Genomic DNA, 16653 nt, shown 5'->3' with positions numbered 1-16653 from the left:
TCGATACGGAAAGAAACCGATGAGCTTTAGAACCGGCCTTCTTCGGGCGCGTGGCCAGATCACCTTCATCATTGCGTTGGCTCTCTCGACGAGCTTCATCATCTATCTGGAAACCCTGGATACTGAAGCCCGCATCCAGGGCCAGGTCGCAACGGAACTCTCCCGGCAGAGGAACGCGCCTGCCTTTGTGGCGCCCGCCACGGACGCCGCGGTCCGAGCCAGTCTTCAACGAGCGGAAGAGTCCTACGCTGCCGCCCCGGATGCAGCCGTCAACGGAGCGGCCCTTCTCGCGTCCCTGTCAGCGGCCGTCCAGTTGAGCATCCTCAAGCCGGAGGATGGCCTCTCAAGAGCCCAAAGGGTTCTGTCGGACGCTGAAGGCCGGAAAGGCGAGATCGCGCCCGTGTTCGTTGCGGCTCTCGGGACGGCGGCGGTCGCCTTTCCGTCGCTCCAGGACCGGATTGCGAGACTGAGCTCAACTCCATGAGAAGCGGTCGCTCACGTTGGCGATGGCGAGACACGCTTCACCATGCGCAGACGATTTTCGGCCTCGCCTGAATGGTACTCGACCTCGTCCATGTTCATGTGGATGAGCGCCAGGCCCATTCCTCCTTCAGGAATGTTGGCGAGATCCGTTTCGTCGAAGGCGAACGGGTCCTCGGAATCCTTTTCCAGCACCTGCGCCGGCATCGGAGGAGCATGATCGATGATCTCGATCACCACCTGCCCGGGCTGGAGCGCGACGGACACTTGGACATCCTTGCCGCTCTCGCCGTGATAGCCGTGCTTGATGACGTTGTTGATGGCCTCGACGAGGCTGAGCTCCACGGCGTCGAGCTCGTCCGCCCCGAGCACGTCCGTGCAGAGGGAACGAACGGCGCGGGCAACGAGCGAGACCTTGTCGAGGTCACTGTCGATGGAGAGGCTGATGGAGGCGGCCATCCCGGTTCTTTCTGCTCTATGGCAGTGGGGTTTCAGGCAGAAAGCTGTTCGACCGCGGCCTCCACATTGGGATGCAGGGCGAAAACACGATCCATGCGGGTCAGCGTGAACAAGCGGCTCACGGCTCCGGTCGCTCCGGCGACGGCCAGGCTTCCGCGCGGCCCGAGGCGCTTGAGGCAGGAAACGAGGGCGCCGAGCCCCGAGCTGTCGATGAAGTCCACCCGGCTGAGATCGAGGACGATCTGGTTCTGCCCGCCCTCGATGCACCTCGTCATCTCGTCCTTGAAGATAGGCGCCTTGCTGGCGTCGATCCGTTTCTCCTCGACCTGGACGACGAGGATGTTACCGCGTTGATCAGTGGACAGCATGGGCAGGGGTCCTTTCGGCTAAACGTTCCAGCATGAGAACGCTCAAGTCGTCCTCCAAGGTTTCAGAGCCCCGCCAGTTGCGCACGGCCCCATCGAGGACTTCGAGCAGGACGGAGGTCGGATTCCCGGCATTCTCAACAATAACCTGGCGCAGGCGCGCTTCCGAGAACGCCTCGCCCTTTGCATCTTCGGCCTCGATCAGACCGTCCGAATAGATGAGCAGGCGATCCCCGGGCTCAAATTCGAACTCGAGCCGCTCGTAGGTTGCCGCCGCGATCATTCCCACGGGAAAGCCCCCGTCGCCCAAGGCCTCGACGGTGCCATCGACCCGAATTACGAGCGGCGACGGATGCCCGGCCTGGATGATGCTGGCTCGCTGTGAGCGAGGATCGACTTCGCCGAGAATCATCGTGAAGTACGGCAGGTCTTCGGGCCAGTCGCCATTGATCTGCGAGGCGATCTCCTCCAGCGGAGTGCCCTGGGTTCTCGTCAGGATGGCCTGAGACAGGGCGTGGTGACAAGCCACTGATACGAGAGCCGCGGGAGCGCCATGGCCGGCGACGTCCACCTGAAAGAAGCCGATGCCGCCATCGCTGCGCCGCACGACATTGTAGGTATCGCCGGCAATCAGGCTCGATGGCCTGAAAAGCCCGCGATGCCGCACGCCGCCCATGGTCGACGGTGGAGGCAGCATGGTGCTCTGAATGACCGCGGCCGCCTCGAGATCCTTGCGGAGCTGGCGGTAGGCATCCCTCAGACGCGCATGCAACATCTGCTTTTCATTCTGCGTCCGCTCGCGCTTGATGGCATTGGCTTTGAACACCCGCAGGGCATCGCTCATCGCACCAAGCTCATCCGAACGCGTGTCACGCGGAAGCGGCGTCGTCAGGTCGTGATCCGCGAGCCTCAGCATGGTGCGGCTCAGCTCCTCGAGTGGCCGGACGACACGCCGTCGAACGACGAGAGCGCTGCCGATGACGGCCCCGACACCGAGGGCGAGCAAGGTTGTCCAGAGGGCCACCGACCTCTCGGCACGCCTCAGCTCGGCCTGAAGCCGTGTCCGGGAGCTGCTCAACAATTCCTGCTGCATCATTGCGACGCTGTTCAACGAACGACCCGTAATCTCGTACCAATCGTCCGAATCCAGTCTGGGTGGAACCCGACTCAACAGAGAAACAAGGAGCGACTGTTGAAGAGGCGCCAGGGTCGAGCGGAAATCTTCGCGCGCGGACGCAATCGCAGCTTTGACGGGCTCGCTGAGCGAGGCCGTTGGCTGGCCGTCGATCAGCTCCCAGACAAGCCCTGCCCGACCGGCATTGCGACTGATGGCATCGAGGTCCAAGCCGCTCGAACCTTGCGGGCTTGCCAAGACGTGGGTCATCAGGGCTTGGTTGCGTGCGATGCTCTCGCTCAGGATACCGCCATAGGTTCTCAGGTTGGCCTCTGTCCGCAGAGTCGGCTCAAGCGGCCTCTCTCGCTGGAGCAGCGTCAGGCGCGACGATTGCAGATCCTCGATAAGACGCGAGGTTTCCTGAAACCAGCGAGGCGCCAATTCTCTGCTTCGGCGCGATTCGTCCGGGTTGAGAGAGGCGTCGACGAGGTCCCGGAGCGCTTTGACGGCCTGCCGGATGCCCGACAGCAAAGTCAGACTGCCATCGCTGTTGGTGAGTGATGTGCGGGTTTCCTCGATGGTCCGCTCCGCAGACTGGAGCAGGTCGTCGACCTGACGCCGAACTTCGTCCACGCCCCGGGTCTTCTCGCCGGCCTTGTCCGGGTCGATGAGAAGCGCATAGGTCTGGCTTCGTTCCGCCGCGAGGGCATCGGTCGCCAGCAGAAGCCGCTCACGTACCGCATTGGACGCCACCATACGGTGCGCGGTCTGGTATTCGAGCACTTCGTTGCGAATTTGGACCGAGACCGCCACCAGCAGAGCAACACCTAGGAAGGCCGTCAGAATCAACAGGATGTGGCGAATCTTCATAGGACGGGGATCTGCGGACGAAAGGAGCGGGTTAGGTAAGCGAAAAGACTATATAGGCATGCTAGGAAGAAATGGCACAGAATAGGCTCGCGATGAATGGGATGTCGAACGCTGGCGTTCACCAAACCCCGCTTCGCGGCACCGCTCTTTGCACCTCCGATCTGTCCTGGCAACCACTTGTGCATGCAATTCTGCAAGATTGCAATCTTGTCACGCCGGAATATGAAATGAAGTGGAATGCGGTCTACCGGCATTCCGCCGAGCCGGATTACTCAGCCATGGACAGGCTTTCGGATTTTGCCGCGAACAAGGCGCTTGCCATGCACGGCCATACCTTGTGGTGGCATGAATCCATCCCGAAGGCTCAGCTCGATGGATCGAACGGAGAGTTCGCCGACCGGGCCGTCGATCATCTGAAAACAACCGTGACCCGCTATGCCGGGCAGATGAGCTCGTGGGACGTTGTGAACGAAGCCCTGGAGCCGGCCCATGGTCTCCAAGGAGGGTTGCGCAGCACCCGTTTCCTGGCCGCTCTCGGGCCGGATTACATCGCCTTGGCCTTCCATCAGGTTGCGGCCCTCGATCCCGATGCCATTCTCGTTCTGAACGAGATGGGCCTCGAATATGCCTCGCCGGACGCGGAGCAGAAGCGGCGTTTGATGCTGGCTCTTCTGGAGCGGGAACTGGTCCGAGGCACTCCGATCGGCTGCCTCGGCATCCAGTCGCATCTGACGGCCTTGGAGCAGCCCCGGGCGCATCCGGAGCTCCGGGCCTTTCTCCGCGAAATCCGCCGCATGGGATTGAGTGTCATGGTCACCGAAATGGACGTGTCGGATCACCTGTGTCCCCGAGACCGGAGGCAGCGCGATGCCATGGTGGCCGATACCTACCGCGCATATCTGGATCTTGTTCTGAGCGAAAGCCATGCGCTTGCAGTCACCACATGGGGGCTTGCCGATCATCGCACGTGGCTGAACCGTTTCAGGCCCCGCGCCGACCATGCGCGGCAACGCCCTCTCCCTTTGGATTCGGCTCTCCGCAGGAAGCCAGCCTGGCACGCCCTGCAGAAGGCGCTGTTCTCCCCCGCGCCCGATGCGGATGCGGATGCGACGGCATCGGGAAACCCTTGGGAGACAACCCGTTAACCGATCGGGGTTATTTGATCATCTCCGATTTACCGAGGACCGGAAAATAGACTACTCAGAAATCAATCAAGCGTGACCCACCGTGCCTCAGGTCTGATGGCGGAGCAGCTCGTGGGCTTGTTCGTGTAGGCAGAGAGTAATGTCCTTTCCCCTTGGTCCCCATGAGGAAGAGCGCCTGAGGGCTCTCCTGGAAACCGGTGCTCTCAACCCCAAGAGCGATCCGGCCTTGGACCGGATCTGCGACGAAGCCCGCCGCTATTTCGATGTCCCGATCTGCACGGTCACCCTCCTCGACCGGACCCGGCAGCTGATCAAGGCGGCCCAGGGCCTACAGGCTGGCGAAACACCTCGCGACGTGGCGTTCTGCAACTATACGATCCTGACCGACGATGTCTTCGTCATCAACGACGCCCAGGCTGACGATCGCGTCAAGGACAATCCGCTCGTGACAGGTGCTCCCTTTATTCGGTTCTACGCGGGGGCGCCTCTCATCTTCCTGCACAACATCCGGCTCGGCGCCCTCTGCCTCGTCGACACGAAGCCGCGCCCCTTTTCACGCGGCGACAAGGCGGAGCTTCAGCTCTTTGCGGATCGCGTCGTCAAAGAGATCGCCGACCAGGAACTGGAAAAAGCCGGTAAGCTCTAAAATGGGATCTTCGCGAACCCGGCGAGTCGGAGGAAACGCCCATGGACGCATTACGGGGCGCCCGTCGAGCGCCGGGCACCTACGGCAGTCCCAGTCAGCACCAATCCTTGTCCGAGGTCATCTTCATCTCCTCGGCCGCCCTCTTGATGTCGGAAAGATCGACCGGATCGCTGAAGGGATCCTCGTCGAGTTCCGTCACCCGATTGAGGCGCTTCTGCCAGCGCCTCAGCTCGTCGATATAGGGTTGGAAAGGCACGCGCTTCAGGGTGCCGTTCTCCTCGACCAGATCGCAGAGGCCGTTGTGCAGCCATTCGCCCGTGTGCCAGTCGGGCATGTCGACCGCCGGGAATAGGCATACCCCATGCAGATCAATGCCGTTGCGCACGGCAGCGAGTGACTCCTCGACAATATCGCAGAGCCAATCCGGGCGTCCGTCACGCAGGCCGCTCGTCTCGCCGACGATCATCGGACGGCGATACCGCTCCCAGGCATAGGTCAGAAGATCGCCCAGCGGCCGGATGCGCTCGTCATGGGGTTCCAGCGAGGCATGGGGGCCGTTCTCGCGGTACTCCATTTGACCGAACGAGTAACAATTGACGCCAACGATATCGAGCACCTCCGGCGAGCCGCCGAACTCCGGGTGACGGCGGCCGGCAATCACGTCCCAGGCGTAGAAGGTATCCTCGTAAGTCTCGCGATCCGCCTCGTTCTTGAGGTCGGGCCGATCACGCGGCGCGACGACGAGGATCAGCGGATCGATGTGGACCATGCGTGCCTCCGGGTCGACCTCGCGGATCGCTTTGACCGCCGCAATGTCGGCCCGGCACAGGGCAAGCCGCAGCTTCCGCCGCTGCTCGTCCGTTTTGCCGAAGGGAGCGGTCCAGCCCCATTCGCCGCCCATGAAGGCAAAGAAGGTGATCTCGTTGATGGGCGTGAAGAAGTGCGGACCGCGAATGCGGGGTGTCACGTATTGCGCCGCCGCCCGAGCATAGGCCGCGAAGCGCTCTGCGAATTCAGGGGCGAACGGTTCGACATCGTCCGGATAGCCGTAGTGGCAGAGGTCCCAGATCGGCAGGATCTGGTAGCGGTTCATCGCATCGATGAAGGGATCGAGGCTTGAGAAATCATAAGCGTCGCCTTTGTCAACGGACGGCCAAGGAATTCCCTGGCGGGCCACCGCGATGCCGAGCGAGCGCAGGAAGGCGTAGTCCTCCGCCACGTGCTCGCGATGCTGGGTCTCAGCGACGAGGTCGCGGCGACCCTGATCTTTCCAGATGAAGGTCGAGCACTCGAAGCCCGACAGGAAGAAGGTTGGAAAGATCCCAGCCCGAACAGAGGATCGGGCCGAATCGTCTGGCAGGGATGCATGGTTCAAGAGAATGTCCTCGCGGGCCGCCGTACGACCTATGTAGGCCGCTTCCCTGGATCGGGAACATGCTGGTTCCCTTTGGTGGGTCCTTGTGGATCAGGATCGGCGACGCTCATTCTCTGACACCGCAGCCACACTCCAGGTACGAGGAATGTCGCGCTCCTCATGCTTGACACTCGGTGGAATGGCCAACAATATAAGACGTCTTATAACATCTTTATCTGCTCTGATTCAATAATGGACTGCGCCCCTCGTGCAACCAGGAAGGGCATGTCTCATCCGGACCATTCGGGCACAACGTTTAATGAAATTGGAAGAATTCGAACCACGAGGAAACGGCCATGCTTGAGAAACTTGTCTGGAAACCACGGAAGATCGATTCCATCAATCCTGCTTCAGGCGAGACACTTCGGAGTTTCGATGAGCACGGACCTGACGACATCGAGAGCGCCTTGGATGGCGCAGTCCGTGCACAGAGAGCCTGGGCGGAAGTTCCTGTCTCGGAACGCGCCGATCTTCTCCGCAGGACTGCGCAGGTGTTGCGGGACCGAAAGGGTGAATACGGCGCCCTCATCACGGCCGAGATGGGCAAACCGATCATCGAGGCGGAAGCCGAGATCGAGAAATGCGCCTGGAACTGCGACTTCTATGCTGAGAAGGCCGAGGAGTTCCTGGCTCCTGAACCGACGCCGAGCAATGCGTCGGAGAGTTCCGTCGTCTTCGATCCGCTGGGCGTCATCCTCGCGATCATGCCTTGGAACTATCCTTTCTGGCAGCTCTTCCGCTTCCTCGCCCCGGCTTTCGCAGCGGGCAATGGCGCGATCCTGAAACATGCCAGCAATGTTCCCCAATGCGCCCTTGCGATCGAGGAGGTCCTCCGGGAAGCCGGCGCTCCGAAAGGCCTCTTCAAGACGCTTCTGATCAGCCCGCCTGCGGTCGAGAGCCTGATCGCGGATCCGCGCATCGCAGCGGTGACTCTCACGGGCTCGACCGAAGTTGGAAGCCTGGTGGCGAGCCAGGCGGGAAGTCACATCAAGAAGCAGGTGCTCGAACTCGGCGGCTCCGACCCCTTCATCGTTCTCTCCGATGCGGATGTGCAGGAAGCCGCAGCAGTCGCGACCCGCGCCCGGTTCCTGAATGTCGGGCAGAGCTGCATCGCGGCCAAAAGGTTCATCGTCGAGGAGAGCGTCGCGGATGCCTTCGTGGAGGCTCTTTGCTCCCACGTGAGGGCTCTCAAGGTCGCCGACCCGATGGAACGCGACACCAATATCGGCCCGCTGGCTCGGGCGAACCTCCGGGAGGCCCTGCACTCCCAGGTGGAGCGCACCGTTGCGGCGGGAGCAGAGCTGAAGCTGGGCGGGAAGCCGGTTGAGGGCCCAGGCTATTTCTATGAGCCGACGGTTCTCGATCGGGTGAGCCCCGACATGGCCGCCTTCACCGAGGAGACCTTCGGTCCTGCCGCTGCCGTCATCCGCGCCAAGGATGCGGACGACGCGATCCAACTCGCCAACAGGACCGAGTTCGGCCTGGGCGCGGCGCTTTGGACCCGCGATCTTGATCAGGCCCGCAAGCTGGCGCGACGCATCGAGGCCGGAGCCGTGTTCATCAACGGCATGGTTGCCTCCGATCCCCGACTCCCCTTCGGCGGCATCAAGAAGTCAGGATACGGACGCGAACTGGGCGTATTCGGCATCCGCGAATTCACGAACGTCAAGACAGTCTGGATCGGCCCAGCGCACGACAAGAACAAGGTGACTTTGTCCGAGTAAGCGGACAAGGCGGAGAGCAATGATGAGCGACACGAAACCCTCTTCCGGCGCCGTTCTGCGCCCATCCGAGATCAAGGCCGCCGATCGTGGAGGCGGTGCGAAAACCATTCCGCTCGTCAGCCGGAAGGTTGGCTCGACGAGTCTCCTGAATGGCATCACGTCCTTCGAGCCGGGAGCAGCAATCCCTCTTCACAAGCACAATTGCGAGGAAAGCGTGATGATCCTCGAGGGCCGTGCGATCGCGGAGATCGACGGTGTGGAGCACGAGCTTGGACCGCTCGACACCACTTGGCTGCCCGCCGACGTTCCCCACCGCTTCCGCAACGCCTCCGACACGCAGCCCATGCGGATCTTCTGGACCTATGCATCCGTCGACGCCACGAGAACGCTGATTGCGACGGGCGAGACACGCCCCATCTCGGCAGAGCACGCGAAGGGAGCAGCGCAATGACCTCTCTTGCCGCAGCGGCGCCTGCATCGGGTTTGGTTTCCGGCGAGGTGATTCGGACCTTCATCCGCAATGCCCTGCAGACCGTGGGCCTGCCAGAGGAAGACGCTGCGAAGGTTGCAGCCCTGATGGCCCTTGCCGATCTCACGGGCGCGGACGCACACGGCGTCTTCCGGCTGCCCCAATACGTCCAACGCATTCAGTCGGGCGGTATCAATCCCCGGCCCGTGATCAAAGTGAACCGCACGGCCCCCGCAACAGCACTCGTTGACGGCGATAACGCCATGGGCCATCTCGTGATGTCCCACGCGGCGGAGGCCGCCATCGAGATGGCGCGGGAGACGGGTGTTGCCTGGGTCGGTGCGCACCATTCGAATCATGCGGGGCCGGCTGCCCTCTATGCATCCATGCCGGTGGAGCATGGAATGATCGGCCTGTACTCGGCGGTGGCGAGTGCCAACCACATGGCGATTTGGGGCGGTGTGGAAGCCCTGCTCGGCACCAACCCTCTGGCGGTGGGAATTCCGGCAGGGAACGAGCCGCCCGTTCTCCTCGACATTGCTACGACCATGGTCTCCTACGGGACGATCAAGAACTATGCTCTTCAGGGAAAAACGATCCCCGAAGGCTGGATGATCAACCGCGCCGACGGCCGGCCGCTGACGGATCCCAGGCGCAGCAACGAGGGGCTCCTGCTGCCCATCGGCGGGTACAAGGGAAGCGGGCTTGCGCTCATTCTCGGATTGCTGGCCGGAACGCTGAATGGCGCGGCCTTCGGTCGGGACGTGGTGGATTTCAACGCCGATGCGACATCCGAAACCAACACCGGCCATTTCATCGTCGCCGTCGATGTTGCGCGCTTCACACCGCTGGAGACATTCAAGGCTGAAGTCGACCGGCATCTCCAAGAGCTGCGCGTCTCCGAGCGCCTGCCGGGCTTCGACCGCATCCGAATTCCCGGCGAGGATCGCGAGGCCAGACTTGGCAATCGTTCCCGCAATGGCGTTCCGCTCTCAGCGGAGCTTATCAAGAAGCTCGATGATCTGGCATCGCGGCTCGGCATTGCCCCTCTTCAAGCGTAAGTCACCCGTCGGACAGCCCGACGATTCCAGCTCATCAGGACGTGCAAGATGATCCTAGAGATCGCGCAGATCGACGTTAAACCTGGCATGGAAGCCGAGTTCGAAAGCGGCGTGACCAAAGCCGCTCCCCTGTTCCGGCGTGCGAAGGGTTGCATCGCCATGGAACTGCAGCGCTCCATCGAACGGCCTAGCCGGTATCGTTTGTTCGTCAAATGGGAAACGCTGGAGAATCACACGGTCGACTTCCGCAACTCCACGGACTTCCAGGAATGGCGTAATCTCGTCAGCCATTGCTTCGAACGTCCGCCCGAGGTGGAGCATGTGCAGCAGGCCGTACACGGCTTCTAGAGCTGTTTCCACGTGCGGGGAATCATCTCTGTTCTTGGGTGCGCCGCATTTTTTGCCGGCGAACCGGATCCACTTCGCCGAAAAATGCTCCAACTGCACCGCTCCTTCTTTCATGCAAAACCCGCCCTGGGACATTCCAGGGCGGGTTTCTCTTTTGGTTTATGCAGCGGCAAGCCCCGCCTGTGCCTCGAGAGGAAGCTGAACGGGCTTTTTGAGCTTCGCGGACAGATCGAGCGCCTTCGTGAGCATAAGATTCCGGTGCGCTTCGGCAGCCGTGGCGGCTTGCGTCGGCAGTCCAAGGGACACACGGCTGAGCCAGGAATCCGTTTCCTCGCGCATCGGTCCGCGCAGTTCGCCCAGAGCCATGTCGCCCGGGGGGTAGCTGCCGAGGAAATCAACCAGACGGCTCTTGTCAGGAGCATAGCCTTCCGCCTGCGGGCTGGACACGGCCATCACGATGTCGCGGTGCGTATCGTCGATGGTGATCACGCCATCCGTGCCGTTGATGCCGACCTCCAGACTATAGACCGCACCAGGCCAGGTGACCGGCAGGGCCCATGAGATATTCAGGTGATAGACGCTGCCATCCGAGAACATGATCATCCCGGCCGTCGCATCGATGCCGCCATATTCCGGCCCCAGCACCTTGTCGACCGAACGGGCATAGACCTCGACCGGCGTCTTGGCCTCCATGTACCACATGACGATATCAAGGGCGTGCGTACCTGAGATCACCATGGGCGAGATCGTGGATGGATCATCGGTCCGCTTGTAGTTGTCGATGGCGACCAGCCGGTTCATGAAGGCGCGGGAGGTCACAAGCGTCACATCGCCGAGGGCTCCCGTTCGCACCTTCTCCTTGGCCGACAGCCATTTCCTCCGGAAGCGCTGCGTGTAGCCGACGACGGCATCGATCCCAGCGCTCTCGATGGCGTGGAGCACCCGTGCGGATTCGGCGAGGTCCGTCGCCAGCGGCTTCTCGATCAGCATCGGAAGACCGCGCTCGACGGCCGCCATGATGGGGGCCACGTGGAGATGCTCGTCCGTCGCAATGATCACCGCGTTCACTTCCGGGCGGCTCAGGAGTTCCCTGTAATCGGTCGTGAGAAAATCGGCGCCGACCTTCTCGGCGACCATCTTGCCCCGCTCGGGATTGATTTCGGCGATGCCGATCCACTCGACCGCAGGATGACGCGCCGCCACCTCACCCCGGAACAGGCCGACCCGGCCGGCGCCGATAATGGCGAGACCGATCCCCTTAGCTGACTTTTTCAAATGTTCCTCCCTTGATGTCCGCGATGGCTGAGATCGCATTGTTGGAAAGCGGCAAAGTGACGGGCTCGTTGGTTTCGGCCGAGAGATCGGCCGCAGTGTAGGTCTCCATGACCATGCGGGCATGCTCGGGAGCGACCATGACTTGATGATCGAGAAGAACCGCTTCGATGAAGTGGATCGTTTCCGGCCCCATCTGTCCTGCGAACACGTGATCCACCTGCTCGCCCGGCATGGTGGACATGGGAAAGCGCGTTCCCTCCGCCACGGTGTTGAGCCAATGATCGCGGTGCGTGTCGTCGAGGATCAGCGCCCCCTCCGTGCCGGTGATCTCGATCCAGGTGGAGGAGAAATTCGGGTAGCTCGGCGGCAGGTTCCAGCCGCCCCCGATCACGACGAGGGTGCCGTCGTCCATGGTCACCGTGCTCCACATGCAATCGTAGGAGCCGTTGAGGGGCTGCATGCAGCCGTAGGCGCCCTGCGAATAGATGCGCACGGGCTTAGCCGGCTCAAGCAGCCAGAAAACGAAATCGAGGTCGTGGGTGGATTCCATCGCGGCGGGCGACAGCTTCACACGGGAAGCGATCTTCTTGCCCAGGCTGCGGGAAAGATGGCGGCTCACCATCACGTTGACGACCTTGCCGAGGGTGCCGTCGGCGATCTTCTTCTTCGCGTAGGCGATCTTCGGATTGAAGCGCTGGGAATAGCCGATGGTGAACTTGACGTTGTTGCGCCGTGCAATCGCAATCAGCTCATCCGCCTCCCACAATTCCAGGGCGATGGGCTTCTCCAGCATGACATGCTTGCCCGCCTTCAGACAGTCCCGTGCAATGGGGAAGTGCGTCGGTTCCGGCGTCGTCGAGATGAAGACGATCTCTATTTTATCGTTCTTGACGATGTCCTGATAGTCGAGGGTTGCGGTTGCGGGCCGCGTCAGAGCCTTGACCTCCGCCAGCCGATCGGGCCGGATCTCGCAGATATGCAGCTTGTCCACGAGCGCGGACCGCGCCAGCGTCTCGGCCCTGATGCCTCCCACCCAGCCGGTGCCGATCACGGCGACCTCAACCTGCCTCATAGACGTTTTCCCTCCTCGTTGAATGGTCTTGCCCGTTCTGGACCTCAATCCGCTGCGGAAGCGGGCACGCGGAAAACGCGTAGGGCGATGGCCAGCATGGAATAATAACCGAGCACCCCCACCAGTTCGACGACGGTCCGTCGCCCGAAGCGGGATGTTGCCTCTTCGAACAATTCGTCCGGCACGTCGCGCTTTTCGTAGAAGACGGCCGAAAAGCGATAGACCAGATCCATATCCGGGTCCTCGATGGACGGGGCCCTGCCCTGCCTCAGCGCCTCCACGACCGCTTCAGGCACTCCGGCTTTCAGAGCCTCCCCGGCATGCACCTCGAACTCGTAGGCAGCCTTCCAAGAGGCCGCCGTCGTGAGGATCGCCGTCTCCGAAAGGAGCGGCGATAACCCCGTCCTGTAGCGGCAGAAGGCCCCGAGCGCCTGCACGAGCTGGCAGAGTTCCGGGCTCTCCAGGTAGATGTGAAAAGGAGCAGGAACCTGTCCGTGTCTCGGCAGCGCGATGTCGTCGAAGATGCGCTGCTGCTCCGGGCTGAGCGCATCACGTTCGAGCTTCCGATAGCGCTCCTCTGCCTGTTTCATTGAACGATCGGCTTCCTGAGCCTGCGGCATCGGACGGTTCCTCACGCGCTTGCCGCGACGGGACGCAGCCAAACTCCACTGGGGGCTTCCACACGCACAGGCATGTTGCTGGCTGCCGACTGGCAGATCGCCTCGAGCGTTGCGATGTTCCCGATCTTTTGCGCATCGGTGAAGGGGTATTCGGTTCCGTTGGCGATGCTGTCGGCAAAGGCTTCGAGATTGGTCCGCACCGCGTCCTCCCACTGGAACTCGATGACGTCGCTATGACCATGGCGGTTGTGGTAGGTCAGCGTCGTCAGACCGGGTGTGTCGGGATGGGTATGGTTGCGCACCTCGACCCACCCTTCCGAGCCGAACACGGTCATGCCGATATAAAGCGGGGTGACCAGAATGGCATTGATGTAGCCCGTCGCACCCGATGCAAAACGCATCTGGACGGACACCACGTCACCGTTGGGGCGCTTGGATACCCGTTGTGCGGTCTGCGCGTAGACCTCGCTGATCGGGCCGAACAGATCGAGGTAGAGATCGGTCAGGTGAATCCCCATGGCCGTCATCCCGGCTGCGGGCGCATCCACCGGTGAGGCTCTCCAATCGGTCTCGGGAACATTGGCGAGTTTGTCGTGGCTGAAGTTTGCCTCGACATGCATGATCGTTCCCAGCACCCCTTCTCGGATCATCCGGCGCACCTCGACGGCGGCAGGCTCGAAGCGGCGTTCGTGCCCGATGCCGAGCTTGACCCCGGAGGCGCGACAGGCTTCCACCGAACGCTCGGCGTCCGCGCGGGTCAGGGCCAGAGGCTTCTCGCAGAAGACGTGCTTGCCGGCAGCCGCCGCAGCCAGAACCTGCTGCGTGTGCAGGGAATGCGGCGTGCAGAGGATGACAGCATCGATCTCCGGATCGCTCAGCACCTCATTCCAGTCGGTCGTGAAGCGAAGGCCATGCTCAACGGCGAAGGATGCGTGAGCGTCGGAGGTTTCCAGCGCCGTCACCACCTTGAGCTTCTCCGAGCCCTGCATGCGGCGCACGATGTGCTTGCCCCACCACCCCAGACCCACGATAGCTGCTCGAACCATGTTTATCCTCCCCTTGGCGGGATCTTCATTCGGAAAGAAACGAACGAACTTCTTTGTTGAACGCGGCAGGATTTTCCACATTGGCAAGATGCGCTGCTGCGGGGACCTCGGCAAGCCGCGCGCCTGGGATCAGCTCGGCCATGGCGCGCATTTCCGCCGGATGCGGACCATCCGCGGCTCCCACCACGAGCCCGACAGGGCACCGGATACCGGACAGCCGGTTTTTGTAGTCGAGGGATTGGAGAGCCTTGGTCGCTCCCAGGTATCCTTCGCGGGACGTTCCCAGAATCATCCTGCGCACCCGCTCCACATCCTGAGGGCGCGTGCTGCGTGTTTCCTCGGTGAGCCAGGTCGGGATCGTGATGTCGGCGATGGCGTCCATTCCCTTCTCGGCTAGGATCCGCTGCCGGTCTGCCCACATGTTCCGGAAGAATTCCGGCGCATCCGAACGACAATCGGCGGCCACGATCCGCGTCACGCGGGCAGGGTGATCGAGCGCGAGGCCGAAAGCCGTCATGCCTCCCATGGAGAGCCCGAGAACGGCAGACCTCTCGATCCCGAGATGATCCCAGACCGCCACCACGTCCTGCGCCAGCTGATCGAAGCTGTAGGGTTCGCCCTTCGGATCGGACATCCCGTGTCCGCGCGCATCGATGCGGAGCACGCGGAAATCCGTCGTCAGCTCCTCCATCTGATCGTCCCAGAGCTCGGCCCTGGTTGCGAGCGAATGCAGGCACGTGAGCCACGGCTTGCCTTCCGCACCGTCGATGAGAACCCTCAATTCAGCGCCGTTGGCGGCAATACGCATTTCCTTTTGCATCGGTGTCATGCCGCAACTATTGCAGTGGCCGTAGCGCGGTTGACGGCGGGCATGACCTTCTCGGCCATCAGCTCCATCGATCTGATCGCAAGATCGCGGTCAGCCCAGTCGTGTCCGGCATAAAGAAGGGTACCGAAGTCGCCGATCTGGTCGCGGAAGGCCAGGAGATCTTCGGTGACTTTCTCGGGCGTGCCCCAGATCACGAGCTGATCGACGACGCTCTCCACGGTGACGGAGGAATCCGGCGCGTTCTGATCGCTCTTGAAGAGATTGGCCCGGCCGTTCTTGATCAGCTTCGTCGCAAGCGAACGATAGTAATGGTAATATGGACCCTCCGGATCGGTGGCGTAGCGGCGCGCCGTCTCCATGTCTTCGGCCACGAAGACGCTCTTTGCCACGCGCCAGTTCGCCGGATCGGCGAGGCGCCCGCCCTTCTCACAGCCTTCCACGTATTTCGGCCAATGGGTTTTGACCCATTGCGGCAGGAGGAAGTTCGCGGAGATCGGATCCCACCCGCGTGCGGCGGCTTCTGTCACCCCTTTCGAGAACGGCGCGACGGCAGTCACCACGATCGGCGGATGAGGACGCTGGTAAGGCTTGTGAATGGAGCCTTGGCCCAGTTCCGGAATATGGGTCCGCTCCGTCGTGATCGTCCAATGCTCTCCTTTCAGGTTGTACGGCGGCTCTCCTGTCCAGATGTCGATAATGTGATTGACCGCTTCGAGGAACATGGCTGAGCGATCTTTATCGAGGTTTCCGAAAACCTCGGCATCCGAGAGGAGGCCGCCTGGGCTGATGCCCATGATGAAGCGTCCTTCGGCCATGTGATCGATCATGGCGACCTCTCCGGCCACCATCGCAGGATGGTGGTTGGGCAGGTTGATCGTCCCTGAGCCCAACTTGATATTTTTCGTCTCCGAAAGAAGCCACGCGATGAAGATCAGGGACGAGGAAATGGTCTCGGCTGCATCCGTCACATGCTCTCCGAAATATCCTTCGACGAAGCCGAGTCGGTCGGCAACCAGCGTCAGCTCCCGGTCCTCCTTGAGCGTCTCGGTGAGATCGCGGCCGACCGGATGGATCGGCATCGTGAAGAATCCCAGCTTCATGAGCAGCATTCCCTTTGCATTGTGGCGTTCTGGCCTGCTGTTTGGATGTCGTTGGCGTTGTCAGGCTTTTGGAAGCGGGTCGGCACGCAGAACGATCCCGCGCTGAAGATCAGGGGCTCGCCATCGCTATAGACCACGTTCTCGACGCGGCCGATGAAGATCAGATGGTCGCCACCTTCGACCACGCTGTGCGTCGAGCATTCGAACCGGGCGATGCAATCCTCGAGGATAGGGCAGCCGCCATAGCCGATCTCGTAGGGAATATTCTGGAACTTATCCGGCGCGGGCGTTGCGAAATGCTTGCAGTAATCGTGCTGATGGGCTCCCAGAACGTTCACGGCGAAGGCGCCCGAGTTCTTGAAGCTCTCAAGGGATGGCGCCCGTTTCTGAAGGCTCCACAGAACCAGCGGAGGATCGAGCGAAACGGATGAGAACGAGTTCGCTGTCAGTCCCTCCAGTTTCCCGCTCGGGGAGCGCGTCGTGACGACGGTTACGCCGGTCGCGAACCGGCCGAGCGCCTGGCGAAGATGCATCGGATCAGCGACTTTGTAGGCACTCAGGTGATGAGACATGCGATGGGAGCATCCTTGGCTGCCGACCTCTGGGGCCATCACGG

General features: G+C 61.9%; 18 protein-coding genes. 7 read left to right on the top strand and 11 right to left on the bottom strand.

Annotated elements, in window-relative coordinates; translation table 11 throughout:
* Positions 1-19: 19 nt before the first annotated feature.
* Positions 20-484 (top strand): hypothetical protein, encoded by a 465-nt coding sequence (locus E4K09_RS24990; protein WP_134500352.1) that lies wholly within the window; start codon positions 20-22, stop codon positions 482-484.
* A gap of 11 nt (positions 485-495) precedes the next feature.
* Here the strand turns inward: E4K09_RS24990 and E4K09_RS24985 are convergent, their stop codons facing one another.
* The 3 genes from E4K09_RS24985 to E4K09_RS24975 are packed head-to-tail and all read right to left on the bottom strand — an operon-like array spanning position 496 to position 3288.
* Positions 496-939, bottom strand: a complete 444-nt coding sequence (locus E4K09_RS24985) for an ATP-binding protein (protein WP_134500351.1) — start codon at positions 937-939, stop codon at positions 496-498.
* Between the two features lie 32 nt (positions 940-971).
* On the bottom strand, positions 972-1307 hold the full coding sequence (locus E4K09_RS24980) for an STAS domain-containing protein (protein WP_134500350.1): 336 nt from the start codon (positions 1305-1307) through the stop codon (positions 972-974).
* Positions 1294-3288 carry a PP2C family protein-serine/threonine phosphatase gene (locus tag E4K09_RS24975; RefSeq protein WP_134500349.1) on the bottom strand — a complete coding sequence of 665 codons (1995 nt, stop codon included), beginning with the start codon at positions 3286-3288 and terminating at the stop codon, positions 1294-1296. The genes E4K09_RS24980 and E4K09_RS24975 overlap by 14 nt, the downstream gene beginning before the upstream one ends.
* A 71-nt stretch (positions 3289-3359) precedes the next feature.
* Between E4K09_RS24975 and E4K09_RS24970 the strand changes: the two genes are divergently transcribed.
* Together E4K09_RS24970 and E4K09_RS24965 are read left to right on the top strand one after the other, a co-directional pair.
* Complete coding sequence (locus tag E4K09_RS24970) at positions 3360-4433, top strand: endo-1,4-beta-xylanase (RefSeq protein WP_134500348.1); 1074 nt, start codon at positions 3360-3362, stop codon at positions 4431-4433.
* A gap of 139 nt (positions 4434-4572) precedes the next feature.
* Complete coding sequence (locus E4K09_RS24965; protein ID WP_134500347.1) at positions 4573-5079, top strand: GAF domain-containing protein; 507 nt, start codon at positions 4573-4575, stop codon at positions 5077-5079.
* A 94-nt stretch (positions 5080-5173) separates the two neighbouring features.
* Here E4K09_RS24965 and E4K09_RS24960 read toward each other — a convergent pair whose 3' ends face one another.
* On the bottom strand, positions 5174-6454 hold the full coding sequence (locus E4K09_RS24960) for a glycoside hydrolase family 1 protein (protein WP_204985789.1): 1281 nt from the start codon (positions 6452-6454) through the stop codon (positions 5174-5176).
* Positions 6455-6789: 335 nt separating this feature from the next.
* On the opposite strand from E4K09_RS24960, the gene E4K09_RS24955 reads away from it, so the two are divergent.
* Genes E4K09_RS24955 through E4K09_RS24940 form a run of 4 tightly spaced genes read left to right on the top strand, consistent with a single transcriptional unit; the run spans position 6790 to position 10095 of the window.
* Positions 6790-8217 carry an NAD-dependent succinate-semialdehyde dehydrogenase gene (locus tag E4K09_RS24955; protein ID WP_134500346.1) on the top strand — a complete coding sequence of 476 codons (1428 nt, stop codon included), beginning with the start codon at positions 6790-6792 and terminating at the stop codon, positions 8215-8217.
* A gap of 22 nt (positions 8218-8239) precedes the next feature.
* A complete protein-coding gene (locus E4K09_RS24950; RefSeq protein WP_166802511.1) occupies positions 8240-8668 on the top strand; it encodes a cupin domain-containing protein in 429 nt (142 codons plus the stop codon).
* Positions 8665-9747, top strand: a complete 1083-nt coding sequence (locus E4K09_RS24945; RefSeq protein WP_134500344.1) for an Ldh family oxidoreductase — start codon at positions 8665-8667, stop codon at positions 9745-9747. Before E4K09_RS24950 ends, E4K09_RS24945 begins: the two co-directional genes overlap by 4 nt.
* A gap of 48 nt (positions 9748-9795) precedes the next feature.
* A complete protein-coding gene (locus tag E4K09_RS24940; RefSeq protein WP_134500343.1) occupies positions 9796-10095 on the top strand; it encodes an antibiotic biosynthesis monooxygenase family protein in 300 nt (99 codons plus the stop codon).
* A gap of 159 nt (positions 10096-10254) precedes the next feature.
* On the opposite strand, the gene E4K09_RS24935 is transcribed toward E4K09_RS24940, so the two are convergent.
* Genes E4K09_RS24935 through E4K09_RS24905 form a run of 7 tightly spaced genes read right to left on the bottom strand, consistent with a single transcriptional unit; the run spans position 10255 to position 16609 of the window.
* A complete protein-coding gene (locus E4K09_RS24935; protein WP_244610674.1) occupies positions 10255-11370 on the bottom strand; it encodes a Gfo/Idh/MocA family protein in 1116 nt (371 codons plus the stop codon).
* Positions 11354-12442: a Gfo/Idh/MocA family protein gene (locus E4K09_RS24930; RefSeq protein ID WP_134500341.1), complete on the bottom strand. Its 1089-nt coding sequence runs from the start codon at positions 12440-12442 to the stop codon at positions 11354-11356. The genes E4K09_RS24935 and E4K09_RS24930 overlap by 17 nt, the downstream gene beginning before the upstream one ends.
* Before the next feature lie 44 nt (positions 12443-12486).
* The gene (locus E4K09_RS24925; protein WP_134500340.1) at positions 12487-13032 is read right to left on the bottom strand and encodes a carboxymuconolactone decarboxylase family protein; all 546 of its coding nucleotides are present in this window, start codon (positions 13030-13032) and stop codon (positions 12487-12489) included.
* Positions 13033-13073: 41 nt separating this feature from the next.
* On the bottom strand, positions 13074-14108 hold the full coding sequence (locus E4K09_RS24920; RefSeq protein WP_166802510.1) for a Gfo/Idh/MocA family protein: 1035 nt from the start codon (positions 14106-14108) through the stop codon (positions 13074-13076).
* A gap of 25 nt (positions 14109-14133) precedes the next feature.
* Positions 14134-14937: an alpha/beta fold hydrolase gene (locus tag E4K09_RS24915; RefSeq protein WP_134500338.1), complete on the bottom strand. Its 804-nt coding sequence runs from the start codon at positions 14935-14937 to the stop codon at positions 14134-14136.
* Positions 14934-16037: an LLM class flavin-dependent oxidoreductase gene (locus E4K09_RS24910; RefSeq protein WP_134500337.1), complete on the bottom strand. Its 1104-nt coding sequence runs from the start codon at positions 16035-16037 to the stop codon at positions 14934-14936. The genes E4K09_RS24915 and E4K09_RS24910 overlap by 4 nt, the downstream gene beginning before the upstream one ends.
* The gene (locus E4K09_RS24905; protein WP_134500336.1) at positions 16034-16609 is read right to left on the bottom strand and encodes a flavin reductase family protein; all 576 of its coding nucleotides are present in this window, start codon (positions 16607-16609) and stop codon (positions 16034-16036) included. The genes E4K09_RS24910 and E4K09_RS24905 overlap by 4 nt, the downstream gene beginning before the upstream one ends.
* Positions 16610-16653: the final 44 nt, after the last annotated feature.

Origin of the sequence: Microvirga pakistanensis, from assembly GCF_004458765.1 — a bacterium.
Lineage (GTDB): Bacteria > Pseudomonadota > Alphaproteobacteria > Rhizobiales > Beijerinckiaceae > Microvirga > Microvirga pakistanensis.
This window is presented reverse-complemented; position numbering and strand designations above follow the sequence as displayed.